Source organism: Streptomyces sp. NPDC005566 (assembly GCF_040605575.1).
In the GTDB taxonomy this organism is placed as follows: Bacteria; Actinomycetota; Actinomycetes; order Streptomycetales; family Streptomycetaceae; genus Streptomyces.
The window spans coordinates 23,801-50,389 of sequence record NZ_JBEXDB010000033.1 but is presented as its reverse complement, the minus strand read 5'-3'; the positions used below and the strand labels follow the sequence as shown (position 1 = coordinate 50,389).

The 26,589-nt window shown below is 69.5% G+C and carries 20 protein-coding genes; 10 read left to right on the top strand and 10 right to left on the bottom strand.

Translation table 11 applies throughout. The annotated features are described in order from the left end of the window. Window positions 1-135 precede the first annotated feature (135 nt). Both ABZS61_RS33455 and ABZS61_RS33450 read right to left on the bottom strand, forming a co-directional pair. A complete protein-coding gene (locus ABZS61_RS33455; protein ID WP_329206646.1) occupies window positions 136-813 on the bottom strand; it encodes a TrkA family potassium uptake protein in 678 nt (225 codons plus the stop codon). Beyond that, a complete protein-coding gene (locus ABZS61_RS33450) occupies window positions 813-1,481 on the bottom strand; it encodes a TrkA family potassium uptake protein (RefSeq protein ID WP_329206645.1) in 669 nt (222 codons plus the stop codon). The genes ABZS61_RS33455 and ABZS61_RS33450 overlap by 1 nt, the downstream gene beginning before the upstream one ends. 390 nt (window positions 1,482-1,871) lie before the next feature. Between ABZS61_RS33450 and ABZS61_RS33445 the strand changes: the two genes are divergently transcribed. Together ABZS61_RS33445 and ABZS61_RS33440 are read left to right on the top strand one after the other, a co-directional pair. Further along, complete coding sequence (locus tag ABZS61_RS33445; RefSeq protein WP_356429852.1) at window positions 1,872-3,920, top strand: APC family permease; 2,049 nt, start codon at window positions 1,872-1,874, stop codon at window positions 3,918-3,920. A 100-nt stretch (window positions 3,921-4,020) separates the two neighbouring features. Further along, window positions 4,021-5,364 carry a TRAM domain-containing protein gene (locus ABZS61_RS33440; protein WP_356429850.1) on the top strand — a complete coding sequence of 448 codons (1,344 nt, stop codon included), beginning with the start codon at window positions 4,021-4,023 and terminating at the stop codon, window positions 5,362-5,364. Window positions 5,365-5,652: 288 nt separating this feature from the next. Here ABZS61_RS33440 and ABZS61_RS33435 read toward each other — a convergent pair whose 3' ends face one another. From ABZS61_RS33435 to ABZS61_RS33420, 4 genes are all read right to left on the bottom strand, one after another. Then, window positions 5,653-6,453, bottom strand: a complete 801-nt coding sequence (locus ABZS61_RS33435; RefSeq protein ID WP_356429848.1) for a hypothetical protein — start codon at window positions 6,451-6,453, stop codon at window positions 5,653-5,655. Between the two features lie 373 nt (window positions 6,454-6,826). Then, complete coding sequence (locus ABZS61_RS33430) at window positions 6,827-10,564, bottom strand: S8 family serine peptidase (protein ID WP_356429845.1); 3,738 nt, start codon at window positions 10,562-10,564, stop codon at window positions 6,827-6,829. Between the two features lie 298 nt (window positions 10,565-10,862). Next, entirely contained in the window at window positions 10,863-12,410 is a 1,548-nt protein-coding gene (locus ABZS61_RS33425) for a PQQ-binding-like beta-propeller repeat protein (RefSeq protein WP_356429842.1), read from the bottom strand. A 183-nt stretch (window positions 12,411-12,593) separates the two neighbouring features. Beyond that, a complete protein-coding gene (locus ABZS61_RS33420) occupies window positions 12,594-13,142 on the bottom strand; it encodes a hypothetical protein (protein WP_356429839.1) in 549 nt (182 codons plus the stop codon). 269 nt (window positions 13,143-13,411) lie between these two features. On the opposite strand from ABZS61_RS33420, the gene ABZS61_RS33415 reads away from it, so the two are divergent. Further along, on the top strand, window positions 13,412-16,456 hold the full coding sequence (locus ABZS61_RS33415) for a BTAD domain-containing putative transcriptional regulator (protein WP_356429836.1): 3,045 nt from the start codon (window positions 13,412-13,414) through the stop codon (window positions 16,454-16,456). 337 nt (window positions 16,457-16,793) lie between these two features. On the opposite strand, the gene ABZS61_RS33410 is transcribed toward ABZS61_RS33415, so the two are convergent. Both ABZS61_RS33410 and ABZS61_RS33405 read right to left on the bottom strand, forming a co-directional pair. Then, the gene (locus tag ABZS61_RS33410) at window positions 16,794-17,234 is read right to left on the bottom strand and encodes a hypothetical protein (protein ID WP_356429834.1); all 441 of its coding nucleotides are present in this window, start codon (window positions 17,232-17,234) and stop codon (window positions 16,794-16,796) included. Between the two features lie 262 nt (window positions 17,235-17,496). Further along, complete coding sequence (locus ABZS61_RS33405) at window positions 17,497-18,069, bottom strand: helix-turn-helix domain-containing protein (RefSeq protein WP_356429831.1); 573 nt, start codon at window positions 18,067-18,069, stop codon at window positions 17,497-17,499. Between the two features lie 139 nt (window positions 18,070-18,208). On the opposite strand from ABZS61_RS33405, the gene ABZS61_RS33400 reads away from it, so the two are divergent. Continuing rightward, on the top strand, window positions 18,209-19,027 hold the full coding sequence (locus tag ABZS61_RS33400) for an SDR family oxidoreductase (protein ID WP_356429828.1): 819 nt from the start codon (window positions 18,209-18,211) through the stop codon (window positions 19,025-19,027). Next, complete coding sequence (locus tag ABZS61_RS33395) at window positions 19,024-20,022, top strand: DMT family transporter (protein ID WP_356429825.1); 999 nt, start codon at window positions 19,024-19,026, stop codon at window positions 20,020-20,022. Before ABZS61_RS33400 ends, ABZS61_RS33395 begins: the two co-directional genes overlap by 4 nt. 73 nt (window positions 20,023-20,095) lie before the next feature. Here the strand turns inward: ABZS61_RS33395 and ABZS61_RS33390 are convergent, their stop codons facing one another. After that, window positions 20,096-20,485: a hypothetical protein gene (locus tag ABZS61_RS33390; RefSeq protein WP_356429822.1), complete on the bottom strand. Its 390-nt coding sequence runs from the start codon at window positions 20,483-20,485 to the stop codon at window positions 20,096-20,098. Between the two features lie 1,050 nt (window positions 20,486-21,535). On the opposite strand from ABZS61_RS33390, the gene ABZS61_RS33385 reads away from it, so the two are divergent. The 5 genes from ABZS61_RS33385 to ABZS61_RS33365 all read left to right on the top strand — a co-directional run bounded on the left by ABZS61_RS33385 (window position 21,536) and on the right by ABZS61_RS33365 (window position 25,376). Further along, complete coding sequence (locus ABZS61_RS33385; protein WP_356429819.1) at window positions 21,536-21,856, top strand: MerR family transcriptional regulator; 321 nt, start codon at window positions 21,536-21,538, stop codon at window positions 21,854-21,856. Window positions 21,857-22,381: 525 nt separating this feature from the next. Continuing rightward, entirely contained in the window at window positions 22,382-22,585 is a 204-nt protein-coding gene (locus tag ABZS61_RS33380; protein WP_356429816.1) for a cold-shock protein, read from the top strand. A gap of 369 nt (window positions 22,586-22,954) precedes the next feature. Beyond that, complete coding sequence (locus ABZS61_RS33375) at window positions 22,955-23,758, top strand: alpha/beta hydrolase (RefSeq protein WP_356429857.1); 804 nt, start codon at window positions 22,955-22,957, stop codon at window positions 23,756-23,758. Beyond that, window positions 23,758-25,026, top strand: a complete 1,269-nt coding sequence (locus ABZS61_RS33370) for a SpoIIE family protein phosphatase (RefSeq protein ID WP_356429812.1) — start codon at window positions 23,758-23,760, stop codon at window positions 25,024-25,026. Before ABZS61_RS33375 ends, ABZS61_RS33370 begins: the two co-directional genes overlap by 1 nt. After that, window positions 25,023-25,376 (top strand): STAS domain-containing protein, encoded by a 354-nt coding sequence (locus ABZS61_RS33365; RefSeq protein ID WP_356429809.1) that lies wholly within the window; start codon window positions 25,023-25,025, stop codon window positions 25,374-25,376. Before ABZS61_RS33370 ends, ABZS61_RS33365 begins: the two co-directional genes overlap by 4 nt. 91 nt (window positions 25,377-25,467) lie before the next feature. On the opposite strand, the gene ABZS61_RS33360 is transcribed toward ABZS61_RS33365, so the two are convergent. Further along, the gene (locus ABZS61_RS33360) at window positions 25,468-26,529 is read right to left on the bottom strand and encodes an oxygenase MpaB family protein (RefSeq protein ID WP_356429806.1); all 1,062 of its coding nucleotides are present in this window, start codon (window positions 26,527-26,529) and stop codon (window positions 25,468-25,470) included. Window positions 26,530-26,589: the final 60 nt, after the last annotated feature.

Sequence of the window (26,589 nt, the reverse complement as noted above, 5' to 3'; positions counted from 1 at the left end):
AAGGGCCCCCCACCCCCCCGGCCCCGCCCCGCCCCCAACCCACTTCTTCGCCCCGGGCCGGACCGCCCCGCAACTTGCGGGGGCCCGGAACCGTGACACGGTTCCGGGCCCCTCTCATGTGCGTGCCTCACTACCTCAGCTGTCCGAGGGCTCGCGGCGGACCGAGAGCAGGTCCTCCAACTGCTCCTCGCGGGCCTGGGCGGCCACGAACAGCAGCTCGTCACCGGCCTCCAGGGTCTCCTCGGGGCTCGGCGTCAGGACGCGCGTACCGCGGATGATGGTGACCAGCGAGGTGTCCTCGGGCCAGGCCACATCGCTGATCGGGGTGCCGGCCAGCGCGGACTCAGGGGGCAGCGTCAGCTCGACGAGGTTGGCGTCGCCGTGGCTGAAGCGCAGCAGCCGGACCAGATCACCGACGCTCACCGCCTCCTCGACCAGGGCGGACATCAGACGCGGCGTGGATACCGCGACATCGACCCCCCAGGACTCGTTGAACAGCCACTCGTTCTTCGGGTTGTTGACCCGGGCGACGACCCGCGGAACGCCGTACTCGGTCTTGGCGAGCAGCGAGACGACCAGATTGACCTTGTCGTCGCCGGTCGCGGCGATCACCACGTTGCACCGCTGCAGCGCCGCCTCGTCCAGCGACGTGATCTCGCAGGCGTCCGCGAGCAGCCACTCGGCCATCGGGACCCGTTCCACCGAGATGGCGGTCGGAGCCTTGTCGATCAGCAGCACCTCGTGCCCGTTCTCCAGGAGCTCGGCCGCGATGGAACGCCCCACCGCACCCGCCCCGGCAATCGACACGCGCATCAGTGACCGCCCTCCTCAGGACCTTCGGCAAAGGCCTCCTCGACCTTCGCGATCTCGTCCGTACGCATCATCACGTGGACCAGATCGCCCTCCTGCAGCACCGTCTGCGACGAGGGCAGTATGGCCTCGCCCAGCCGGGTGATGAAGGCGACGCGAACGCCCGTCTCCTCCTGCAGCGTGCTGATCTTGTGCCCGATCCAGGAGGGCGTCGTGTGCACCTCGGCGAGCTGGACCCCGCCGCTCGGGTCACGCCACAGCGGCTCGGCCCCCGACGGCAGCAACCGTCGCAGCATCTGGTCCGCCGTCCAGCGGACCGTGGCGACGGTGGGGATGCCGAGACGCTGGTAGACCTCGGCACGCTTCGGGTCGTAGATGCGCGCCGCGACGTTCTCGATGCCGAACATCTCGCGGGCCACCCGGGCCGCGATGATGTTGGAGTTGTCGCCGCTGCTCACCGCTGCGAACGCCCCGGCCTCCTCGATCCCGGCCTCGCGGAGGGTGTCCTGGTCGAAACCGACCCCGCTCACCCGCCGGCCGCCGAACCCTGAACCCAGCCGGCGGAACGCCGTGGGGTCCTGGTCGATCACGGCGACCGTGTGCCCCTGCTGCTCCAGGGTCTGTGCGAGTGCGGCTCCGACTCGGCCGCAGCCCATGATGACGATGTGCACCTTGCGCCTACCTCGCCGTCCTGGTCGTCCGGATGACCTGCGAAAACACCCTGCTCACACTTCTCTCTCAGCTTGCGGGGCAAACAATGGGGCAACCACCTTCGGTGTTGCCCGGGATGAGCTTATGCGGCGCCGCATCCACCGCCTCATCCGAGTGTGCGTACGCCGCGGCCGGAACGGCAAAGGGAACCCCGCGGGAGCTGCACCGCGGGGCCCGCGGAGCCTGGACGGAGAGCCCCGCCGGGCCCCTGCTCCGCCGCTCGCACCGCAAGGATTCCGTTAAGGATTCCATGGACTTTTCCGGTGAGGGCGGGTAATTATGAAGGATTTACGGGCACCGAGGGGGTGGTGCTTCGGCGGCCCGTCATCACAGCGCTTACGATCCTCAGCGTGTCCAAACTGACCGACGTGCCCAAACGGATCCTGATCGGCCGGGCGCTGCGCAGCGACAAGCTGGGAGAGACACTCCTCCCCAAGCGCATCGCGCTCCCCGTCTTCGCATCCGACCCGCTGTCCTCTGTGGCGTACGCACCGGGAGAAGTCCTCCTCGTACTGTCCATCGCGGGCGTGTCGGCCTACCACTTCAGCCCGTGGATCGCGGCCGCCGTCGTGGTCCTCATGTTCACGGTGGTCGCCTCCTACCGGCAGAACGTGCGCGCCTACCCGAGCGGTGGCGGTGACTACGAGGTCGCCAACACCAACCTCGGCCCCAAGGCCGGCCTCACCGTCGCCAGCGCCCTCCTCGTCGACTACGTCCTCACCGTCGCCGTGTCGATCTCCTCCGGGGTGGAGAACCTCGGCTCGGCGATCCCCTTCGTGGTCGAGCACAAGACGCTCTGCGCCATCGGGGCCATCGTGCTGCTGACCCTGATGAACCTGCGGGGCGTGAAGGAGTCCGGAAAGCTCTTCGCCATCCCGACGTACCTCTTCGTGGCGGGGGTCTTCGCCATGATCCTCTGGGGCGCGTTCCGTGGGCTGGTCCTCGGCGACACCATGCACGCCCCGACCTCGGACTACGAGATCAAACCCGAGCACCAGGGGCTGGCCGGCTTCGCCCTCGTCTTCCTGCTGCTGAGGGCCTTCTCCTCCGGCTGTGCCGCGCTCACCGGTGTCGAGGCGATCAGCAACGGTGTGCCCGCGTTCCGCAAGCCGAAGAGCAAGAACGCCGCGACCACCCTCGCTGCGATGGGCCTGCTGGCCGTCACCATGTTCTGCGGCATCATCGGCCTCGCGATGGCCACCGACGTGAAGATGGCCGAGAACCCGGCCAAGGACCTGATCCACAACGGTGTCGCGGTCGGCGCCGGCTTCGTCCAGGACCCGGTGATCTCCCAGGTCGCCGCAGCGGTCTTCGGCGACGGAACGTTCTTCTTCGTGGTCCTCGCCGCGGCCACCGCCCTCGTCCTCTTCCTGGCCGCCAACACCGCGTACAACGGCTTCCCGCTGCTCGGCTCGATCCTCGCCCAGGACCGCTACCTGCCCCGTCAGCTGCACACCCGCGGCGACCGGCTGGCCTTCTCCAACGGCATCGTGCTGCTGGCCGGTGCCGCGATCCTGCTCGTCGGGATCTACGGGGCCGACTCGACCAAGCTGATCCAGCTCTACATCGTCGGCGTCTTCGTCTCCTTCACGCTCAGCCAGACCGGCATGGTGCGGCACTGGAACCGCCACCTCAGGAGCGAGCGGGACCCGGCCAAGCGCCGCCACATGATCCGCTCCCGTGCGATCAACACCTTCGGAGCCTTCTTCACCGGGCTGGTCCTCGTCGTCGTCCTGGCCACCAAGTTCACCCACGGCGCCTGGGTCGCGCTGCTCGGCATGGTGATCTTCTTCGGGACGATGACCGCGATCCGACGGCACTACGACCGCGTCGCCGAGGAGATCGCCGCCCCCGACACCCCGTCCGACGACACCATGCGGCCCTCCCGCGTCCACTCGATCGTCCTCGTCTCCAAGCTCCACCGCCCCACCCTCCGTGCCCTCGCCTACGCCAAACTGGTCCGGTCCGACCACCTGGAGGCGCTCTCCATCAGCGTCGACCCGGCCGAGACCAAGGCGCTCAAGGAGGACTGGGAGCGGCGCGGCATCAGCATCCCGCTGAAGATCCTCGACTCGCCCTACCGCGAGGTGACCCGTCCGGTCATCGAGTACGTGAAGGGCCTGCGCAAGGACAGGCCCCGCGATGTGGTCAGCGTGTACATCCCCGAGTACGTGGTCGGTCACTGGTACGAGCACCTGCTGCACAACCAGAGCGCCCTGCGTCTGAAGGGCCGGCTGCTGTTCACACCGGGTGTGATGGTGACTTCCGTGCCCTACCAGCTGGAGTCCTCCGAGGCCGCGAAACTGCGGGCCAGGAAGCGCGCGGACTGGACCGCACCGGGATCGGTCCGCCGAGGCCCTGTGGAGCGGCGGAACAAGGAAACCGGTCACAAGGGCTGACTCGGTGCAACCGTTCGTGGTAAGCGGCCGGGCGACATCCACGTAGACTCGTGGGTTGTTGTCCGGCCGCTTTCCCCTTGATCTCTGGAGCCACCCCCTCATGCAGAACGAATCCACGTCGTCGCAGGCCGGGGAGTCGCTGATCGGGCGGGAGTACGAGGTCGAGGTCGGCCCCGTGGCACACGGCGGCCACTGCATCGCGCGCACCGCCGAGGGCCAGGTCCTCTTCGTACGCCACACCCTTCCCGGTGAGAAGATCGTGGCCCGGGTCACCGACGGCGAGAGCGACTCACGCTTCCTGCGCGCCGACGCCGTACAGATCATCGAGGCGTCCAAGGACCGGGTCGAGGCCCCCTGCCCCTACGCGGGCCCCGGCAAGTGCGGCGGCTGCGACTGGCAGCACGCCAAGCCCGGTGCCCAGCGCCGCCTCAAGGGCGAAGTGATTGCCGAGCAGCTGCAGCGGCTCGCGGGCCTCACCCCCGAGGAAGCCGGCTGGGACGGCACCGTCATGCCGGCCGAGGGCGACAAGCTGCCGCCGGGCGAGGTGCCCGCGTGGCGCACCCGCGTCCAGTACGCCGTCGACGCGGACGGCCTGGTCGGACTGCGCAAGCACCGCTCGCACGAGGTCCAGCCGATCGACCACTGCATGATCGCCGCCCCCGGCGTTTCCGAGCTGGGCATCGAGAAGCAGGACTGGCCGCAGATGGCGACGGTGGAGGCCATCTCCGCCACCGGCTCCCACGACCGTCAGGTCATCCTGACCCCGCGCGAGGGCGGCCGACTGCCCCTGGTCGAGCTCGACAAGCCGGTCTCCGTGCTCCGCGTCGACGAGAAGGACGGTGGCGTCCACCGCGTCCACGGCCGCGCCTTCGTCCGCGAGCGCGCGGACGACCGTACCTACCGCGTCGGCTCCGGCGGCTTCTGGCAGGTCCACCCGCAGGCGGCCAACACCCTCGTGCGCGCGGTCATGCAGGGTCTGCTGCCCCGCAAGAACGACACCGCCCTGGACCTCTACTGCGGTGTCGGTCTCTTCGCGGGCGCGATCGGCCAGCGCATCGGTGAGAAGGGCGCGGTGCTCGGCATCGAGTCCGGCAAGCGCGCCGTCGAGGACGCCCGCCACAACCTCCAGGACCTCGACCGCGTCCGCATCGAACACGGCAAGGTCGACCAGGTGCTCCCGCGCACCGGCATCACCGAGTGCGACATCATCGTCCTCGACCCGCCGCGCGCCGGTGCCGGCAAGCAGGTCGTCAAGCACCTGTCGGGGCTGGGCGCACGCAAGATCGCCTACGTGGCCTGCGACCCGGCGGCGCTGGCCCGGGACCTGGCGTACTTCAAGGACGGCGGCTACAAGGTCCGCACGCTGCGGGCGTTCGACCTCTTCCCGATGACGCATCATGTGGAGTGCGTGGCGATCCTGGAGCCGGTGAAGAAGGACGACTGATCCGCGGGTTTCGTGGTCCGGGTGGGTCGCTTGACCTGTTTGCCTCCGTGTAGCGGGTCGAGCGGGCGGATCACCCCTTGTGGGTCATCTGACCTGCGAATTCATGAGGGTCGGAAATTCTTGACGCTCGCGGCGGAAGGCTCGACCTCCAACGCGGCCGGGTACGGGCACCGGGGTCGGCCTGATCGGGCTCGTCGCCAGGCCGTCAGCGACAGGTACCGCAGCAGCGCGTGAAGGCAGCCCGGCAGCCGCCCGCGGTGACAGTCCCGCCCTCTGTGCAGCCGCGGGTCAGGCAGCGCGGCGGTCGCCCTTGTCATCGCAGGGCAGTTGCGCGGACGGGTGATGGGCGAGGAAGTCGCGGCCGGCCTGGCGTTCCACTTCGGTGATCGCCGTCGGTGCCACGTCGATGATGCCGCCGAAAGGCCGGTCCACGTCCCGGATGATGATCAGCATCGTCGTCAGGAGTGCGGTGATCACCGTCAAAGTGATCAGCTGACCCCGGTTGTTCTTCCGGGGCAGGCAAATACCAAGGGCGACCACTGTGATGACGAGCGTCGCGAGCAGAAACCAGAAGATGGCGCTGGGGATGCTCGCACTCGCCTGGGTGAGACGTTCCTCGCGCTCGTCGGACCGCTTGCTGTCGGCGCCGACCAGCATTCCGAAAACCGGTTTGTCCGCCAGCGTGCGAAACGTCCGACGGAAGTCCGTCGACCAGACACTGGGCGCCGGCGAACCCTTCCCGTCGGACATGGCCGGCCATTCCCGGACCCGTACGGAGCGGGCGTAGCAGACGGCGTCGGCTTGGATTCGCGCCCGCTGCGCAGCGGGCGCGTATTCGGCGGTTTCCACCAGCTGGTCCAGAGCTCGGGCCTCCCCCCGTGAGGCGACCTCGGCTTTGCCGTATGAAGAGTTGGCGGTGACCAGGACGAAGGCGAGAAGCAGGACCGTCAGGGTGAGGAGAGGTCCCACGAGGTCCTTGACCGCCATGCCCGTGTCGTCGTCCTCGCTGAGCAGCCTGGGCCGCAGCCATCGGTTGGCCGCCAGGCCGGCAAGTAGGGCGATAGCGGCGACAACGATGATGAGGACCACGAGGGGTCACCTCCAGTGACACGCGAGCACTTGTCCCGGTCGTGGGCACGACAGGGCGCCGTGATCATGTCCTGGCCGCCGTCACATTCTGTGAGCAAAAACGATCACCCGCCCCCGATCGAGGGATCAACCTTCCGCCACACGGGTGCCTGCCGCGCCCCTTGCCTGGCAGCCCTCATCCCGCAGGCCGGCCGGCACGCCGGCCTGGTCCAGGTCGTCACCCGCGGCCGCGCGCGGGAGACGCAGGCGCTGCTGACGGGCAGGCGTGGGGCCTCCGGAGGCCCCAGCGCGGAGCGCGGTACCTGGCGAAGATCGCCGGGTACCGCGCTCGTCGATGCCGGTTCGACCGGCCGGGCCGCAGAGCAGGCGTCAGCTACTTCCGTACGCCCAATGCGCGGATGATCTCCTGCTTGACCGAGCCGCCACGGTCGTCGGCGGCCGAGGCCCGCACGGAGATGTACTGCGCGTCGTTCGGTACCCGTACCGAGCCGGTCCTGGAGGCGGACCTGCCGCGTACACCGTCGAGTTCGACGGACCTCCACGTCGCGCCGTCGTCGAAGGAGACCTCCAGTGTGGAGTCGGTGATCTTCCCGGTGTCCGGGGCACCCTTGACGTACTCGGAGAAGATCCCGAGATCCAGACGCTTCCCGGCCCGCACATCACCGTGAATGTCGGTGTCGACGTCGAACCCGAGATTGAGCATCGGCAGATACGTCCACCGGTCGACCGGTGTGGCGGACGACTTGAAGGTCCACTCGGAGTGGCCCTTCGTGGAGAGATGCCAGACCTCCGGGTCCAGGGTGGTGTCGGTGACGACCCTGAAGTCCTGCTCGGTCGGCTTGACCCTGGCGTCCCGGGCGTACGCACCCGAGCCCAGCTTCCGGTCGACCCGCACCCCGTCCACGTACACCTCGGTGACCTGGGTCATCGAGGTCTCGTGCCACACATTTCCGAAGCCGGAGTGGTCCGGTCCCGAGTCGCCCCAACCCGGCGTGTTGAACTGCAGGTAGTTGCCCGAGCGCTCCTGGCCCCAGCTGACGCCTGTGCCGAGCCACGGGTGCCAGACCGGCTTGAACCAGTCCACCGAGGAGCGCGTACCGCCGCGGTGGTGCACGACGCCCTCACGCTCCTCGATGGCGTTCGGGCCGTTGGTCACGGACTGGTGCCACGCCCGGTCGGGGCGGGCGCTGATGTAGTCGGTGCGCTTCGCGGGGAGCTTGATCCTCTCCGGGATGCCCATGCCGACGGGGAAGTTGTCGGTGATCGAGTAACGGAACTCGCTGCCGTCGGCCTCCTTCGGCGCGTGGAACTTGTTGTTGACGACCGCCAGCTCGCTCTTGCCCGGCCGGTACGTCAGGTCGGTGGGGGTCGCCCCCGAGTAGCCCTCGGTGAGGTCGTACACATACGGCGTGTTCTCGGTGCCGGTGAGATCCACGCCCCGGTTGCGTCGAGCGGCCTCGGTCAGCCGCGCCCCGTCTGCGGCGTTCACCGTAGCGATGTACAGCGGGCGGGTCGCCCCGTCGGCCGAGGCGAAGTTGCCGAGCAGCCGCCCGGGAGCGTCGTCGGTCACGAACAGGGCCTTGGCGCCCGCGTCCTGCGCGTTCTGGGCCAGGTCGGCGGGGGCGATCGCGTCGGTGCGGCGTACGACGACCGCCTTGCCCTTCACGTGCTTGCCCGCATAGTCGGTGGCACTCCCGGTGCCCGTGTCCACCAAGGACACCCGCTCGCGCCCGGTGAAGAGGTCCGATCCGCGCTGGACGACTGCCTCGCCGAGCCGCGTGCCGCCTGCTTCGACATCGAGTTGCGGCTTGCCGAGCCGCCACACGGTCCGGTACTCGAAGGTGCCCGTGGCGGGCTTGCGGGTCGGCGCGGCGAAGATGCTGTCGTAGTTCGCCGGGACCTGTACGGACGGGGAGAAGGACTCGCCGTTCGTGGTCCGGCTGAACTTCATGATCCGCTGTCGGGTCTCGGTCCGCTGGTCGACCTCGGCCCTGATCTCCCGCAACGCCCGTCCGTCGAGCGTGACTTCGCGGTTACGGTCCAGAGTGACCTCGGGCTCGGCGAGAAGACCGAGGCCGAGCGAGTCCTTGCCCTTGTTGCCACGCACGTCGAGGAAGCTGGACAGGTTGTAACTTCCGGGCTCCAGGCGCAGCTCGAGCGTGCCGGAGTCATCTACCGGGGCCTGGATGACCGACGAGCCCTTGACCATCGGCTTCACGGCCACGTAGGCGGCGGACGGTGCACCGTCGCGGTCCTTCACGTTGATGATGAGGGTGTAGCGCTCGTTTTCCTTGGTCATGCCGAAGGACGTGTGTGCCACCTCCGTTTCGCCGGCCTTGGCGACGATCCGGCCGGAGGTCGTGCCGACGGGTGCGGCAGCGCCGTCACGGGTGACCGTGGTCTGTGCGGTGCCGCGCGCGGGCACGGTGAGAGTGGAGTCGGCGAGGACGACCACGCCGGAGGGGGCGCCCTCGGCGGTCAGCGCCAGGGTGACCGGCCGGTCGGAGGCGTTGGTGTAGGTCAGCGTCCTCGTGACCGGCTCGTTCGACTCGTACGGCCAGCCGATGAAGCCGAGGTCGGCGCTGCCGGTCGCGGTGATCTGCGCGGTGATGGCGGACCGGACGTCGACGCGGCCCGCACCCACCTGGTACGACGTGCCGCTGATCTGCTTGGACGTGCTCATCAGCCCGTCCTTGAGCTGCTGTCCGCTCCAGTCCGGGTGCTTCTCGGCGAGTAGGGCCGCCACGCCCGCCACGTGCGGGGTCGCCATGGACGTCCCGCTCAGCGAGGTGTACGGGCCGCTGCCGCTCACGAGCTGCGAGCGGGCGGCGAGGATGCCCACGCCCGGCGCGGACAGGTCGGGCTTCAGGGCGTTGTCGCCCCGGCGCGGGCCCTGACTGGAGAAGGACGCGAGCCGGTCGGCGGAGTCGACCGCGCCGATCGTCAGCGCGGAGTCGGCGGCGCCGGGGGACCCGATGCTGCCGGGAGCGCCGGAGTTGCCTGCCGCGATGACGAACAGGGCGCCGGTGTCCCTGGAGAGGGTGTTCACCGCCTGGGCCATTGGGTCGGTGCCGTCGCTGCCCTGCGACGATCCGAGACTCATGGAGACGATCTTGGCCTGGACGTCCTTGGCCGCCCACTCCATGCCGGCGATGATCTGCGACTCCGTGCCGGAGCCCTGGTCGCTGAGGACCTTGCCGACGGCGAGCGTCGTGTCGGGTGCGACCCCCTTCTCCTTGCCGTCGGAGGCCGCACCACTGCCACCCACCGTGGACGAGACATGCGTGCCGTGGCCGTTCCGGTCGGCGACCTCCTGGCCGTCGATGAAGCTCTTGGTCTCGCTCACCCGGTCCTTGAGATCAGGATGGGTCAGGTCCACGCCCGTGTCGAGGACGGCGACCTTGACACCCTTGCCGGTCAGCCCGGCCTCCCAGGCCGCAGGAGTGCCGATCTGGGCATTACTGCCCTCCATCGCGGTGTCGACACGGGCGTCCAGCCAGATCTTCTCGACCCCGCCCGCCAGTCGGACCGGTGCCGAAGTCGATTTCGGAGAGCGGGAGGTGGCATGTGACGCGACCGTGCGCCAGAACTCCCCGGACCTCGACGCCTCCAGGGCCGCACCGCCCACGCTCGGCAGGCCACGGACCTGGCGGGCTCCTCGGGGTGCCGCGCTCCGGGCGTTCTTCGTGTACGTCACGATGAGCGGCAGGCCGGCGGAGGACGAGTCGCCGAGCCCCTGCTCGATCAGAGCGGTGACGTCGAAGAGTTCGGCGTCGAGGACGCCCGCCTGCAGGTAGGGCCGGGCCTCGTCGGGTACGACCGTGATCCGGCCGCCGGATATCTCGGTGCGCACCGCCCCGGTCGCGTCGGCGGGGCGCTCCACGGCGACCGACTTCCGGCCCGCGCCGAGGTCGGTCACGGTCACACGGTCACCGGTGATCAGGGTGACGGTTGGTGCGGTGGTGGGTGCGTGCGCGGGTGACGCGGCACGGTAGGTGCCCGTCGTCGTCCCTGTTGCCCCGGCTGCGACGGCCTGCCCGGCCGGCAGCAGCATGAGCGACAGCCCGGCTGCCAGCAGGCGGGATCGCCGCCTCGCGGATGCTCTGGTCATGGATGTCTCTCCTCCGCGCACCCGGTGAATGGGTGGTTCCGGGCGCCGCGAAGACCTTTCCATGGCAGCAACCTGCTTGACAGCGCCAGGTGTTGGCGGGTGACGGACATGACGGGGATCCGTCAGCACGGTCGCCGGGCACGGACTCGCCCTGCGCCTCTCCCTACGGAAGGTGGAGTACCTAGCCAGGGAGCGGAGTCTGAGTCCGTGGCTCGTGGGCCCGCGGTGCTCCTGGGCCGGCGGGGCTGAAGCTCTCGCGGGCCGCATGGGCTCACGGGCCCGCGGGGGCCTCGTGGGCTCACGGCTTCTCGGGGGCGAAGGACAGCATGCGGGCTGCGGGCCGCGCGTCGTCGCCGTTCACGAACGAAGGCGTGATGACGATCCGGCCGTTCACGTAGGCCAGGTTCCCGGCGAGCATTCCGTGCTCCGTGGCCCGGGCCGATGCGGGATGCTGCAGTACCTGCTTGTCCGTGTCCACGCCACCTGGGCCGAACCGGATGATCCCGCCCGGCCGGCTCAGCGAGGCAGCCTCGTAGACGAGCGCGTGCGTGCCGCCCTCCGCGAGCAGGGGGTGGAGGGTGCTGTCATCGGACTTGACTCCCCAGAGGAATTTTCCGGTGGCGAGGTCGTAGGCGCCGACCTGGTCTGTACCCCCCAGATGGACGGTGTCCTTCCCGACGGCGGTGCCCTCGCAGTTCTGGATGCCTTCGCCCGAGTCACCCATGTCGGCGCAGTACGTGAAGCCCTTCTGCCTCGCGTCGATGGTGGTGCGGAGCTTTCCGCCGGGTCCCAGGGCGACGATCCGCCAGTTGTCGGTGCGTTCCTCGGCGTGGAGCGTGGTGAGGACGACGGGGGCGACGGACAGCACCTTGCCGGCGTTCCAGCCCGGCTGGGTCCGGAAGCGCCAGAGGACCCTGCCGGTGCGGGGGTCGATCTCGCGGAGTTGGCTGTAGCTCTTGCTGCGGTCGGTACTGATCGCGCAGTCGGAGCTCACCAGGAGCCGGGAGCCGCCCGCCACGTCGTCGGGGTAGCACTGCCCGGTGTCTTCCATGGGGATGTCGTAGAGCTTGACGCCGTCGCCGACCCGGTACGCGGCGGCACTCATGCTCTGCACGACCGCGAGGGTGCCCCCGCTGATGGCGGTGTGCACGACGATCGTGTCGTCCCCGGAGCCGGTCTCGGTGAGCTCCTTGCGCCACCCGGCCTTCCCGGTCCGGAGGTCGATCATCTGGAGCTGGTTGCACCGGTTCCCGCTCCGGGCCTGGCTGTTCTTGTACACCAGGACGACCTTGCCGTCAGGGGTCGGATTGACCGGTGTCTCGCAGACGGGGGCGGGCAACGGCACGCTCCACAGCTCGGCACCGTCCGAGAGCCGGTAGGCGGTGACCTTTCTGTACGCGGCCTGGACGACAGCGTCGCCGACGATCCACAGGTCGTTGAGAAGAACGTTGCGACCGGGCAGGTCGGTCCGGTCGTCGACGATCCACGCCGTGGCGTCCCCCGACTCGCGCGCGGCGTTGATCTCCTTCGACGTCGGGATCCGCTTGGGCTCGGGCGTACGGACCGCGGGTGTACGGGGCGTGGTCGGCGTCCCGGAGGGGCGAGGTGTCTTCTCCGCCACGGGCGCCGCGGAGCCGCCCCACCGGCCGTCGGTGACGGCATACACCACTCCACCTGTCACCAGGAGCAGAAGAACGACAACCGTGGCGATCGCCGGCATCGTGCCGAAGCGCCTGCGGCGGTTCGGCGGCACCGGAGGGCCGTAGCCGTCCGTGGCGTACGGGTTGCCCGGCACCGGCCGCTGTTCCGGGGGCGGCATGTCCCAGGGCTGTGGCGGGCGAGGCATCAGTCTTCGCTCCTCTTCGCCGGTCCGCACCCGACCGAGGCCGTGGGTGACTCCTCGCCGCGGCATCCTGCTGCCGCCGCGTTCATCGGCACGGTCAGGCAGCGCAGCCGCACTCGGAACGTCACGATCTTTCTCTCCTCATGTCGCGCAGTTCATGTTCATGATCAACGTGCGGGGCGGCCCTCAGACGGCTGCGCGTTCACCGGACGGATCGGCGACCACGATCTCGATGTGCGGCGGGGCGTACTTGCGTGCCTTGCGGACCATCTTCGCCAGATCGAACTTGGTACGCGGAACGGCGACATGGATCGGTGCGGGCATGGCCGGGTTCTGCGACGGGCCGTCGGCGCCCGCCGGCAAGGTCGCGCCGGGACGCAGGCGTGCGCCGATCAGCGCGTGCGGCCCGTTCGGCGGAGTGGCCACGACGAACTGGGTGACGTCCGTCCACGGCAGCAGTACGTGGCCGAACCGGGCGCCGGCTGCGTCGAACTGGAACGCGGTGCGTCGCTTCTCGAACCAGGTGATGATGAAGGGGACCGCCGCGACGATGACCACTCCGCCCTTCATGTCGAGTGCCCAGCCGAGCAGGACGGCCAGTGCCACGACGCCGACGATCAAGCCCCACAGGCTCGCCTGGTCCTGGGCGGAGAACGGGTGGGCGACCCGGTAGCGTTCCCATCGTCCACCGCGGCGGGTGGGCTGTGTGCCGGGGGTGCGATTGATGTGCGACATGGTGTTCTTTCTCTCGTGATGTCGTGTCGGCCGGGTGTTTGCCGTCCGCAACCTCGCCCGCGCCAAGGTCTGTTGCCTGCACTTTCCCGCCGATGCCCGACCGTTCGGTGACTCAAGGGGCAGCTCACCCCGTCCGGGGCGCCGGCACCGAAGCAACCTGGCAAACTCTTTCGCGACGCGCTGAATTGCCGGTGAAATCCTGCTGATGCGGGGACTCGAAAGCTGCCCGGGCACGGGGCGTACGCGGACGTGGGGACTTCGAAGTGGGCGTGGACGCAGTGGATTCGGGCGCGAGTCCGGCCGATTCGAAAGGGCAGTTGCGGATCGACCTGCTCGGGCCGGTCAGTGCTCGTCGCGGCGAATCGCCGCTCGCACTCGGCCCGGTACGACGGCAGGCGGTTCTCGCCGCCCTGATCCTGCGGGCGCCTGAGTTCGTGACGTACCGGCAACTCCTCGACGACGTATGGGGAACCGAGCCGCCGGGGACGGGCCACCGGGTCCTGTCGAGCTACGTCTATGCGCTGCGCAAGACGCTGAACGGGGCGGGCACCGGGTCGGCCCAGTCGGTGATCCACGGTGGGCGCGGCGGCTACCGCTTCGTGCCCGGGGGCGCTCGGACCGACCTCGCCGAGCTCGCCGAACTGGGCGCCCGCACCCAGGGCGCCAAAGCCGCCGGTGACTTCGAAGCGGCGCTCGACCACGGCAGTCGGGCCCTGGACCTCCTCCGCGGTGAGCCGCTGCCCGGTCTGCCGGGGCCGCTCGCCGATACGGAGAGACAACGCCTCGCCCGGCAGCGGCGCACGCTGCACCAGGACCGGGCGGAGTGCCTGGTACTGCTCGGGCGCTACCCGGAGGCCCTGGACGCGCTCATGGCGGGGCCGCTGGCCCGGCCGCACGATGAGCCGCTCGCCGCCCTGCGGATGCGTGCGCTGTACGGCAGTGGCCGGCAGGCCGAGGCGCTGGCCGTCTACCAGGAGATGCGGCGCCGCCTTCTCGACGAACTGGGCATGGAGCCCGGAGAGGAACTGCGCCGCGTGCACCAGGCAGTTCTGCGCCGAGATCCCCAGCTGCTGCCCAGCCGTTCGGCGAGGTCGCCCGCGGCCGACACCCTGACTCCCCAGGGCACGCAGCCCGAGGAATCCCTGCCCGAGCAACGCCTCCCCGACGCATCCGATCACCCGAGCGGCACCCGCCCCCGTCGAAACGACCTCCCCGGTGACACCGCCTGTCTGGTCGGCCGCGAACGGGAACTCGCCCTGCTCACCGCCCCCGTGTCCGCAGAGAGTGTGTCCGTGGTGGCGGTCGACGGCACGGCGGGCGTCGGCAAGACCGCCCTGGTGGTGCGCGCCGCGTGGGCGCTCGGCGACGCCTACCCCGACGGTTGCCTGTTCGTGGACCTGCATACGCACGGCGCCGCCCACGAGAGCGTCGGCCCGCAGCGGGCCCTGCGTCGGCTGCTGCGCGCGGTCCGCGACAGCGGTGATGAGATCCCGGACGACCTGGATGACGTGGCGGACCTGGTCACGGCCTGGCGTGCGGCCACGAGTGCACGACGGCTGCTGCTGGTCGTCGACGATGCCCGCAGCGCCGAGCAGGTGCGTCCGCTCCTCCCCGCCGGACCGGGGAGCAGGGTCCTGGTCGCAGGCCGCCAACGCCTGCTCGGCCTCGACGCCGATGTCCGGCTCACTGTTGAGCCACTGGGCACGGGCGATGCGGTCGGTCTGCTGCGGGAACTCATCGGGGAGTCCCGGGCGGACCACGAGCCCCAGGCAGCACTCGAGCTCGCCCGGCGTTGCGGCGGTCTGCCCCTGGCGCTGCGCATCGCGAGCGCTCGGCTGCAGAACCGCCCGTCGTGGACCCTGGCCTTCCTGGCCGGACGGATGTCCGACGACGCGCGCAGCCTCGGCGAGCTGCGCGCCGAGGACCGCAGCGTGGAGGCCGCCTTCCGGATGTCGTACGACCAGCTCACGCCCGAACAGCGGCGCGGATTCCGTGCGTTGGGCCTGGCTCCGACCGCTCGCTTCGACGTGCTCACCCTCGCCGCGATGCTGGGTGCTTCCCGTGAGGATGCCGAGGACCTCCTGGAAGACCTGGTCGACGCGAGCCTGCTGCAGCAGCCGCATCCCGGCCGCTACAGGCTGCACGATCTCGTACGGGCACACGCGCGGCGACTCGCCGCCGAAATGCCCGAGGAAGCCGACGCAGACCGTGCCGCAGTCCTGCACCTCTATACGGCCGCAGGCCGCATCGCCAGCGACTGGGGCCCCGAAGGCTTCTCAACCGGCCCCGAGGGCACGGGTGGTTCCCCGTTCCCGAGCCGGCGGGAAGCCTCGGCCTGGCTGAAGGCGGCGGGCGGAGAACTGGTCGACGTGGTGGCCTACGCGGCCGCCGCCGGGCAGTTCGACCACGCCTGCCGGATTGCCGAAGCCCTGGTCGACCACCTGGTCCATCAGGGCCGGTTCCACGAGTGCCGTGCCGCCCTCGAGGTTGCGCTGCCGTGCGCGGACATGGCCGCCGACCGGCGGATGTCCTCCTCGCTGCGCAACTGCGTGGGAATGGTCGACATCTACCAGGGGCGGTTCCGGCAGGCGCACACCTGGTTCACCGAAGCGGGGCGTCACGGCTGCGGACACGACGATCTGCGGAACCAGGCTCGGACCCTCGCCGGGATGGGGGCCGCTGAGTGGATGCTGGGCGGCATCGAGGACGCGGTTGCCCACCTGAGTGAGGCGGTGGAGCTGGCGGCCAGGCTCGGTGACGACTGGCTGACCGGGATCGCGCTCTGCAATCTCGGCGCGATCCGCTCCCAGCAAGGGCGGCACGAACAGGCGCTCGAGCACTACGCCGTCGCCCTCGGCATCGCCGAAAAGAACGGCCGACCCAGAACGATCAGCAATGCCCTGTGCTTCGCCGCCGATGCCCACCTGGCCCTCGGTCGGCACACGGAGGCCACCGACTTGTTGCGGCGGGCGGTCGAGCTGGCCCGCGAGGCCGAGGACCTGCCACTGCACGCGGCGAGTCTGTCCCGTCTCGCCACCGCGGAACACGTCCAGGGCAGCCTGCACTCCGCCGTCGACATCCACCGCGAAGCCCTGTCCACGCTCACGCCGAGCGCCAGTACGTGGCTGGAGATGGAGGTCCGCAACCGTCTGGGCAGCACCTACGCGGCGGCGGGCCGCCACGACGAGGCGCGGCATGAATTCCGGACCGCTCTCTCCCTGCCCGGAGCCGGTGACCACCCCCGGCAGAACGGCATGGCACGCGACGGGCTGAGAAGCCTCGACGTTCGCTGCCCGCCTGAAGAGAACATCTGATCCGAACGGTGACGGGTAGTCACCTGCCGAGCGCTTCTCGCGTTCCGCAGCGTCGGGGGCGCCCGAACCCGACTCGAAGTGCGCCCTGACGGAGTATCAGGCGATGGTGCCAGGCAGGCAGGTAGCGCGCCGAGTGCAGGTAGCGCAGAACCGCAACGCTCCTGGCAGTGGGCTCCCAACCGGCGCCGACTCCCTCGTCTACAGGGCGTGGCGTCGGCGTGAAGGAGTGGCGGCGAGGGCGGGACGTGCTCCATGCCGCGCGCTGTCGTCGTGCCGGGTCAGGTCGGCGGGTGGGCCGACGGTTCAGCTCGACGCGCGTGTGCGCTGCTGATCCCGGTCAGCGGCGGCCGGCGGTCAGGGTGATGAGGAACTGGCCGCCGCCCGGCTCGATGTCGGCGGTCACCGGCAGCCCCGGTACGAGTCGGGAGAACCGGTCCACCAGCCAGTCCGCCGCCTCCTGGGCGTCCCGCCGGGTCGGGCAACGGCCCACCATCTCGCGGCCCCCCTTGCGCTCCAGCCTCCCGGCAACGGTGATCAGCGGCGCGGGTTCGACCACGTACAGGCGGTCCGGCCAGGCGATGACCACCTTGACCGCACCCTTGCGGGTATTGCACCCGCGGTGCGCGAGCCGCTCGGCGACCTTGGCCTTCCGGTCGGCGGTCCGGCTGTCGACGCTGGGCCCTCGCGGGTCGTTCACCGACTCGTCGGGGTCGACCGCTTCGTCACACACCCAGCACCGCCAGCCGTCGCGCTCGGCCACATCATCAAGGAGACTCATCCGAGCAAAGTAGCGTGCCCGGCCGCCACCCCGCGCACCAGGGCCCCGGCAGAGTCCGAACACCGGCCAACGATGCTGCGACGTCTGAGAACCAGTATCTCTGATGCTTTGACCTGCGTGAATGGCGTGCCTGGGCGATCTGAATCGCGGTGGAGCGCGCGGCGTCGGCCGGGACCGGCCGAGCGCGGCCTTGCGTGCGGCCACCCCGGTGAAGCCACGCCCGAGGATGAACCGCTTGTCAGCTGATGCTGCGCCAGTCGACTCAGGTGCGCGGGCCGGCGCCGTGCAGCAGGGTGTCGACGATGCGGGCGGCAAGGGTGTCCGGGTCGGCGTCGTCGTTGCCGCGCAGGGATTCCCCGAGGAGTGCGTAGTAGACGCGGCGCACCCAGTCGAGGTCGGCTGTCGCGTCGATGAGCTTGTCCGCTTGGGCGCGTTCCAGCACGGTGGTGCAGCGGCGGGCGATGTCCTGATGCAGGAGGGCGGCCTCGCTCTCCGGGTCTGCCGACAACTCGAGGGCGAACGCCCAAGCGCCTTTGACCTGGAGCACGTTGGCCGTTATCCGGTGCATCGCCACCAAGGGCGGTGCGGTGTCCGGCCTGCCGTCGTCCACCGCCTGGGCGAGCCGGCGGGCCGCGGATGTGGCCAGCGCCTCGATCAGCGCCTGGCGACTGGCGAACCGCCGGTGGATCGTCGTGCGGGCCACTCCCGCGGCTGCGGCGATCTGTTCCATGGATGCGCCGGGCTCCTCTGCGAGCACCTGCTCAGCTGCCTCGAGGATCGCGCGCACGCTGCGCTCCGCGTCCGCTCGCAACGTTCGTTCCGTCGACTTGTTCATCACGTCTCCATCAGACCACTTGTGCAGGAATGCGGCACACCTATGAGGTGACTTATTCTATAGATGCGACAAGGCTGTTGCAGATTGCCGAGTTGCTGCTACCTTCACTCCCAGTTGCAGTCGTCTGGAGGAGGAACTCGTGCACAGCACTGCCCTTGTCACTGGAGCGTCGTCCGGCCTCGGCGCGGAGTTCGCCGCGCAGCTCGCCGCCGGGGGACATGACGTGGTCCTGGTCGCACGCTCCGGCGATCGGCTGGCCGCCCTCGCGGAGCGCCTCACCGCCGAGCACGGAGTCCGCGCCGATGTGCTGGTTCAGGACCTCGCCGAGCCGGATGCGGCCCGCAGCATCGCCGACCGGCTGGCCGCCCGCGGTCTGAACGTCGACCTGCTGGTCAACAACGCCGGCTTCGGTACCTGCGGTCGCTTCGAAGAGATATCCGGGGCCCGCGACCACGATCAGCTGATGGTCAATGTCGTGGCACTCGTCGACCTCACCCATGCGCTGGTGCCCGGCATGCTGGAGCGCGGCCGCGGCTCGGTCGTCAACGTGGCCTCCAACGCCGCCTTCCAGCCTTCCCCCTACTTCGCCGTCTACGGCGCGGCCAAGGCCTTCGTGCTGAACTTCGGTCTCGCCCTGCGCCAGGAGTACCGCCGGCGCGGCATCCGCGTGCTCACGTTGTGCCCCGGCCCTGTGGAGACCGCCTTCTTCGACACCATCGGCACCCGCCGGGCGGCCGTCACCGGCACCATGACCACCCCGGAACCCGTCGTACGTGCTGCGCTGCGCGCGCTGGAGCGTGACCGCGGCTACGTCGCCCCCGGCCTCGGCAACGCCCTGGCCGCCCACCTCACACCACGGCGCCCCCGAACCCTGGTCGCCGCTGTCGCCGAGCGCATCACCCGCAAGGTCCTGGCCACCTCGGCCGATGCCTCGACCGTGCCGGAGCGCGCCGCATGAAACTCCCCGCCGCTGCCGTCGGCGCGTCCTCGGCCATGCTGCTCGTCGGCACCTCGACCGCGGTCTCCGCGACGATCGCCGACTACCCGGTCTTCTCCGGACAAGCCCTGCGCTACGCGCTTGCCGCGGCGATTCTGTTCGCCGTCGTGGGCCACCAGCGCCTGCCTCGTGTCCGCCTGAACTTACGTGACGTTCTGCTCCTGATCGCGCTGGCCGCCACCGGGCTGGCCGGGTTCAACCTCTTCCTCGTCGAGGCCACACGGCATGCCGGCCCCGCCATGATCGGCACCGTGGTCGGAGCCGTTCCCCTCGTGCTCGCCCTCGTCGGACCCTTGATGGAACACCGACGCCCAGCTCCCCGCACCGTCGGAGCCGCGATCGTGGTGGCGCTCGGCGCAGCCGTCGCCGCCGGCCTCGGCTCGGGCAGCCTGACGGGTCTGCTCCTGTCCCTGGGCGCACTCGCCGGCGAGGTGGCCTTCTCCCTGCTGGCCATCCCGCTCCTGACCAAACTGGGCCCCCTGAGAGTCGCCGCCTATCCGGCGGCCCTGTCCGTCCCCATGCTGCTTGCCGCGGGCCTCGCCCTGGACGGCACCGCCTCCCTGCGACTGCCCACCCCCGGCGAAGGCGCCGCCTTCGTCTACCTGGGTGCGCTCGTCACCGCGGTCGCCTTCTTCCTCTGGTACGACGCACTGCGCCGCCTCGGTGCCGACCGTGCGGGCCTCTTCGCCGGTCTCGTGCCAGTGGGCGCACTGCTCACCACCTTCGTACTCGGCATCGGTCAGGCGGGTCCCGCTGACGTCACCGGTGCACTGCTCGTCGCCGCGGGCGTCGCCGCCGGTCTGCGGCAGCCTCGCCGCGACAGACCGGCACCACACCACAGCCGAGTGAGTGTTCGCGAGCTGGATTCCGCCCACCCGCTCCCGCGCACACTTCCGTGCCGATTCTCCAAGGGGCGAATGACCAACGGCATGCTTCGTTCCGGCCGGACGCGCTGAAGAGCCCGACGCCTCGGCGGCCGGCCCGGCCGGGTCCCGGCGCGCCGGACCCCTCACTCCGTCGTACGAGGGCTTACTTGACGGGTTCGAGGCAGAGGGTGAAGTCCCGGCCTGCTCCGCCCTGGGTGTAGCGCTGGTACTGCTCGTCGCAGGTTCCGTCCGTGCCGGAGGTGCGGCCGGTGACCTTGAACTGGGCTTCGGGTGTCCCGCAGTCCACGATCTCGAACTCGGGATCGCCGACGGATATCACCGCGGTGGCGGCCGCGTTGCCGGCGTGCAGGCAATCACCCGCGTCGGCGGTCGCGGCGCCCCCGAACCAGGTCGTGTAGCCGCCGTATGCGACGACACCGACCACGGCGACGCCGACGACTCCCCTGAGGACGCGCTTGACGCTCCAGCGGCGGGCGGGGACCGGTGCGCCGGGGTGTCTGTACGGGTTCTGGCCGGGCGTTGGAGTGGTCATCGGGGTCCCCTGAGGAGTCGTGGTAAGTCGATCGGCGGCAGAAAGTACCACCATTGACGCGACGCCGGGACCCGCCCGTGACTGCCGGGCTGCGTACCCGGTTTCGGGCAGGCAGCGCTGAACACGGAGACAAGGCAAGCCAGTCGCCCGCGTGGGGGGTCGAGGGAGCGGTCATGCCATGAACGACCGCTCGGCCCCAGTCCCGATGGGGCGTCAGGCGGGGGTGCTGCGGTGGCCGGGGGAGGCCCGAGGCTGTCCGTGATCGGCGGCTCGGGGCTCGCGGGAGGCTTCTGGCCGTCGCGCCCGGGCGTACCTGGCCGGTCAGTTCGGCCTCCCTCGTCTCGCATCGTCAGTACGCGGTCCTGTCCGTCCGGTGCTCGTGCCGCCTGCGGCGCGTTCACCGCTGGGTACCTTCCGGTGCTGGAGCGTGTCCGGCCGATCATCGACGTAGTGGGGCGGGTGGACGCGGTGTGCGAGCTGCCGCGGCCGGTGTGACGGTGTGGCCGAGGCCGACTGTCTCTCCGACGAGCGCGCGAAAACCTATGGCGGCCGTAGTAGACATTGAATGGTGGTGTGGCTATGGTTTCTCTTGTAGCCGAGATCGAGCGAGCCCGGCAGGGATGAACTGCCGGGCAGTGGTGACGCAGATCGCAGCACGGTGCGGTAGTGGAGTTCCGGAGCCATCGTTTTCGCAGGACGGTGACGGGACTGACGACCGGACCGGGTGGCCCGAAGTGATCAGGGGCCGCCGTGAAGCAGTACGCAGTTCCGCTCGGTAAGTGATTGATTCGAGGGAAGAACGGAGGAGTCGAGCGCCATCAGGATCGCCCGGGAGGAAGTCTTGGACCCGGGTACCGCAGGACATCGATAGTGAGGTGGTCTCCGGTCAAGCAACCGCGATCCCCGCTCTCCCGACAGCGTTCAGGTCGGGTATGCGGAAACAGAGGGCCGACGCAGTAACAGGGTCGGCAGATGGTGTAGAAGTTCCTTCGGGGTCCTGGTGCCAGTACGGCACCAGGACCCCTCCACGCGTTCCGCAGAGAGGTGCAAATGACAGTAAACGACTCGTTCGGTCGTCTTGATGACGACGACTACCCCGCCTACACCATGGGCCGGGCCGCCGAGATGCTCGGCACCACCCAGGGTTTCCTCCGTGCCATCGGAGAGGCCCGTCTGATCACCCCGCTCCGCTCTGCGGGCGGCCACCGTCGCTACTCGCGCTACCAGCTGCGCATTGCCGCCCGAGCCAGGGAACTGGTCGACCAGGGCACGCCCATCGAGGCCGCCTGCCGCATCGTCATCCTCGAAGACCAGCTCGAAGAAGCCCAGCGCATCAACGCCGAGCACCACCGGGCTGCCGGGCCGTCCTAGTCCTGAGGCGGTGCGCTGCGGTTCCGGCGGTTCCCGCGCACATGCGTCGGGGTGTGACGGCGGGTCGGCTGTCCTCCGGGTCCGCTGTCGGTTCGGAGGTTCCCTGCTTCGACCACGTCTTGGCTATGCGCGTTTCGCGGGGCTGCGCGGCAGGGACCAGAACTTCGACCGCATCGAGCAGGGCGGCGGCGCCGGCGTGTTCATGGACGGCGACCGTTTCCCGAAACGTTGTGCTCCGGGTGGATTAATAGTTACGACCGCGAGGTGAGGGTTTAAAGCGCCGGGCAGGGAGTGTTTTTACCGCAACGATCGGAATGGAATTACCTGACGCACAGTGGTCACAATGACATGCTACTGTCGATCTCAGTTGCAGTCATGGTTCCCGAACTTCAAGCGCCTCCAACGGTAATTCAGCCGTTGGAAGCGTTTTTGTATTTCCGGTCATCCCGGGAGGGGCATCATCGCGGCGACCCGGTATCCGTGCGTTGCGGGTCCCTGCGTACCGCCCCCCGAAGGAGATATGACATGGCGTCCGGCACCGTGAAGTGGTTCAACGCGGCAAAGGGTTTCGGCTTCATCGAGCAGGATGACGGCGGTGCCGACGTGTTCGCCCACTTCTCGAACATCGCCGCCCAGGGCTTCCGTGAACTGCTCGAAGGCCAGAAGGTCACCTTCGACATCGCGCCGAGCCAGAAGGGCCCGACTGCCGAGAACATCGTTCCTGTCTGACGAGAGCCAGGACGAGGACGAGGATGAGGGCGCGGACGAGCGCTGTGCGGCGGGAGGCTTGCATCTCTCGGGGCGGGGCCTCCCTCGAAGCTGCACCTGCTGAAGTGCCGGATTTCACGTCCGCGTGACGTCCCCTTTAACTGCCTGCATGCGCGTCGATTCACTGCGGGCCAGATTTCCTTTCGTATTCCATTCGGCTCGTTATCGTGACCCCCGCACTGCTCCTGCGCGGTGGGAATTCTTTGTTACGTGCCCTGTCGAGGAAGGTTCTGAATGAACCCCGCCCCTATGGACGACCCCTCCTCCCGCAGCCGGACCAGCGGCTCCGCTCCCGGTGCGCTCGCCCCGAGTGGCGGGAAGCCGGTGGGCATGGATATCCGTCGCAGGAACAACGTCACCGTCACGGGCCGTGCGGACGGGCCGGTGCTCCTGCTGGCGCACGGGTTCGGCTGCGACCAGAACATGTGGCGCCTGATGGTCCCCCTGCTGGCAGATGAATTCCGGTTGGTGCTCTTCGACTACGTGGGTTCCGGCCGCTCGGATCTTTCGGCATGGAGTGAGCAGCGCTACAGCTCGCTGGAGGGATACGCCTCGGATGTGCTGGATGTCTGCGAGGAGTTGGACCTGCGGGATGTGATCTTCGTGGGGCACTCGGTCAGCGCCATGGTCGGGGTTCTCGCAGCGGCCAGGGCCCCCCAGCGGTTCTCCCGGCTGGTGATGGTGGCACCGTCGCCCCGCTACATCGACGAGGACGGGTACCGGGGCGGGTTCAGCGCGGACGATATCGGTGAGCTGCTGGAGTCGCTCGAGTCGAACTATCTCGGCTGGTCGGCGGCGATGGCTCCGGTGATCATGGGGAACCCGGACCGGCCCGAACTCGGCCAGGAGCTGAATGCCTCGTTCTGCGCGACCGACCCGGACATGGCCCGCGTCTTCGCCCGTACGACGTTCCTGTCCGACAGCCGCGAAGACCTCAGGACGGTCGCGGTGCCGACGCTGGTACTGGAATGCGAGCAGGACGTGATCGCCCCCCGCGAGGTCGGTGCCTACGTCAACGGCGCGATCCCGGGCAGCCACCTGGTCACGATCGAGGCGACGGGGCACTGCCCGCAGTTGAGCGCGCCGCAGGCCACCGCGGTGGCGATCACCGACTTCATAGGCGTGACCCACTGATGTCCCGCAGCGATCGATCTCCGGACAGGGAAGCCACCGATGTGGCCTTCACCGCCCTGCTGGAGGACAGCGCGGAGGAGCTGTACGAGCAGGCGCCCTGCGGCTACCTGTCCACGCTGATGGACGGCACCATCGCGAAGATCAACACCACTCTTCTGGAGTGGCTGGGTCTTTCTCGGCGACAGGTGGTGGGCCGGATGCGCTTCGCCGATCTGCTCACCGTGGGCGGCAAGCTCTACCACGAGACGCACTTCGCCCCGCTGTTGCAGATGAAGGGCGAGGTGAGCGGCATCGCCCTGGACATCAAGACCTCCGACGGGCAGCGGATGCCGGTGCTCGTCACCTCGAAGGTGAAGACCGGCGACGACGGCGGGCCGATGCTCGTCCGCACCACGATCTTCGACGCCCGCGACCGCCGCGCCTACGAGACCGAGCTGCTGCGGGGACGTCAGGCGGCAGAAGAAGCGCGCCGACAGGCCGAGGCCGACCGCGAGCGGCTCCGGGAAGCCCTCGCCGTCCTCCAGCAGAGCCTGCTGCCTGCCGAACTGCCCAGGGTTCCTGGCCTGGAAGCGGGTTCGTACTATCACACCGCCTCTCCGGAACTTCTCGGCGGAGACTTCTACGACCTGTTTCCCCTCGACGCCGACCGGTGGGCGTTCTTCCTCGGCGACGTGTGCGGCAAGGGCCCTCAGGCTGCCGCGGTCACCTCACTGACCCGCTACACGCTCCGGGCGGCCGCCCTGCACGACCCGGACCCCGTCACCGTTCTGACCACCCTGAACACCGTGCTGCACGAGCGGTACACCAGCGGCGACACCCGCTACTGCACCGCGATCTTCGGCGTTCTGCACCCGGGCGGCGACCACGTCAGCGTGCACCTGGCATCCGGCGGCCACCCCTCCGCACTGATCCAACGCGCCGACGGCACCGCGCACTACCTGCCCACGCCCGGTGGCATGCTCATCGGCGTCCTGCCCCAGGCGCAGTTCACCGCCGCCCGGACCCGGCTGTCGCCCGGCGACACCCTGCTGCTCTACACCGACGGCCTGACGGAAGCCCGCACCGGGCCCGAGCGTGAGCTCTACGGCGATGACGCCCTGCGCGCTTTCGTCGCCGAACAGTCCGCCAGGGGGTCCCAGGCCCTCATCACCGCTCTGACCGGTCTCCTCGCCGGCTTCGGCGACGGACTCGACGACGACACGGCTCTGCTCGCCCTCGGCGTGCCCGCCCCGCTTCCTTCCCACCCCGTGAGTGAAGACCTGAGATGAGCCCGCTGAAGATCACTGTCCAAGACGCGGTCACCGGTCCCGTACTGGAGATCGCCGGTGACCTCGACCATGCGACGGCACACGAACTCCGTCAGGCCGTGGACCGCCTCACCCTGGCCGGTGGGCACGTGCTGGTCCTGGATCTGGCCGGCCTGGAGTTCGTCGACTCCAGTGGCATCACCGCGTTGCTGGCGGCACGCAACCTGGCCATGGAACAGAACGGCGACATCGCCTTGGCCGCCGTCCCGGCCAACACCGCGCGGATCCTGCGCATCGTCGGGCTGGACCGCGTCTTCACCCTCCACCCCGACACGTCGACAGCCACCGATCCCCGCTCCTCAGGCCGCTGATCAGCAGGACCGCGACCCTGAGAGTCCACCGCGACGCAGGAACGGCATCGGTGACGGTGCCGGGCGCCGGCACGGTGTTCCCGGGGCCGGATCAGGCGAGGCGGCCGAGGATGTCCTGGGACTCGATGAGCCCTTCGTCGCTGGGCTCCTCGCCTTCGCCGAAGACGCGTGCGGCCTGGCGGGCACGCAGGTCGAGATGCGCCTCGGCGGGCTTGGCGTAGCCGTGGCGGGTGCGCGCTTCGGCGGGGGTGAGTACCTCGTCGGTGTGCGGGGGGATGCCGAGCTTGACCGGTGCGACGACCGGGACGGTGGAGGGCGAGAGCTTCTCCAGGATCGTCAGTTCGGCGCGTGGGCTGAGGTGCAGGAGGGCGAAGCCGGCCTTCATGACGGGCACGATCAGGGCGTCGGTCAGGCGCGACTGCCGGATGCCGGCCATCCGGCGCATCCAGCGAGGCAGAGTGGCGATGGTCGCGGCCCGGATCGCCCGGGCCGCGACGAGGGCGCCGGGCTTCTCCCACCAGGGCATCCCCGGCAGGAGGACGAGTTCTGTCCTCAGCAGGTGATGCATGGCCTGCTTGGCGATGGGGCTGGCGGACATCGTCGGGCGCATCCGCTCGAAGTACGCGCGGACGCCGTCACGGTCGCGCGGGACGTCACCGGGCGGACAGGTCTGGAACTCCGCGGCCACGGCACAGGATTCCCAGTACTCCTTCTCCTCGTGCGCGGAGAGCTTGCCCGGCCCGTACTTCTCGTAGGCGTACAGGATGGAGTGCCAGCCCGTGAGCTGGATCCACAGCTGGGAGTCGGGGTCGTTGGCGTCGTAGGTGCCGCCGCCGTAGGGCAGTTTCCCTATCGCCTTGGAGTGGACCTTGACCAGGATGTCCGCTGCTTTGCACACGTCCCGTGAGCCTGCGAAAGCCACCATGGAGAAGTAGCGCAGGGTCCGGTCGTAGCGGGTGCGGGGCCGTCGGTAGATGTCCTGGGTCCCGTGCACGGCCGCCACCAAGGGCGGGTCGAGTTCCTCCACCACGACAGCGCGCTGCAGAGCGACGGTCGGCGCCGTGGGATAGCCCCAGACCTTCCACACCACCGAACCGGGGCCGAAGAAACCATAGTCCTCGTGCGGCTCGACCGTACGTTGTCGTGTCGGCATGCTGCGCCTCCTCGTGTCCGTGCTGCGTACGCCTGACGGCTGCCCGACCGTGATTACGAC

Excerpts from the sequence above, each read along its gene's own strand:
- ABZS61_RS33455 (WP_329206646.1), bottom strand. The coding sequence starts at position 813 with ATGCGCGTGTCGATTGCCGGGGCGGGTGCGGTGGGGCGTTCCATCGCG.
- ABZS61_RS33440 (WP_356429850.1), top strand. The coding sequence starts at position 4,021 with ATGCAGAACGAATCCACGTCGTCGCAGGCCGGGGAGTCGCTGATCGGG.
- ABZS61_RS33430 (WP_356429845.1), bottom strand. The coding sequence starts at position 10,564 with ATGACCAGAGCATCCGCGAGGCGGCGATCCCGCCTGCTGGCAGCCGGG.
- ABZS61_RS33425 (WP_356429842.1), bottom strand. The coding sequence starts at position 12,410 with ATGCCTCGCCCGCCACAGCCCTGGGACATGCCGCCCCCGGAACAGCGG.
- ABZS61_RS33420 (WP_356429839.1), bottom strand. The coding sequence starts at position 13,142 with ATGTCGCACATCAATCGCACCCCCGGCACACAGCCCACCCGCCGCGGT.
- ABZS61_RS33410 (WP_356429834.1), bottom strand. The coding sequence starts at position 17,234 with ATGAGTCTCCTTGATGATGTGGCCGAGCGCGACGGCTGGCGGTGCTGG.
- ABZS61_RS33405 (WP_356429831.1), bottom strand. The coding sequence starts at position 18,069 with ATGAACAAGTCGACGGAACGAACGTTGCGAGCGGACGCGGAGCGCAGC.
- ABZS61_RS33395 (WP_356429825.1), top strand. The coding sequence starts at position 19,024 with ATGAAACTCCCCGCCGCTGCCGTCGGCGCGTCCTCGGCCATGCTGCTC.
- ABZS61_RS33390 (WP_356429822.1), bottom strand. The coding sequence starts at position 20,485 with ATGACCACTCCAACGCCCGGCCAGAACCCGTACAGACACCCCGGCGCA.
- ABZS61_RS33385 (WP_356429819.1), top strand. The coding sequence starts at position 21,536 with ATGACAGTAAACGACTCGTTCGGTCGTCTTGATGACGACGACTACCCC.
- ABZS61_RS33380 (WP_356429816.1), top strand. The coding sequence starts at position 22,382 with ATGGCGTCCGGCACCGTGAAGTGGTTCAACGCGGCAAAGGGTTTCGGC.
- ABZS61_RS33375 (WP_356429857.1), top strand. The coding sequence starts at position 22,955 with ATGGATATCCGTCGCAGGAACAACGTCACCGTCACGGGCCGTGCGGAC.
- ABZS61_RS33370 (WP_356429812.1), top strand. The coding sequence starts at position 23,758 with ATGTCCCGCAGCGATCGATCTCCGGACAGGGAAGCCACCGATGTGGCC.
- ABZS61_RS33365 (WP_356429809.1), top strand. The coding sequence starts at position 25,023 with ATGAGCCCGCTGAAGATCACTGTCCAAGACGCGGTCACCGGTCCCGTA.
- ABZS61_RS33360 (WP_356429806.1), bottom strand. The coding sequence starts at position 26,529 with ATGCCGACACGACAACGTACGGTCGAGCCGCACGAGGACTATGGTTTC.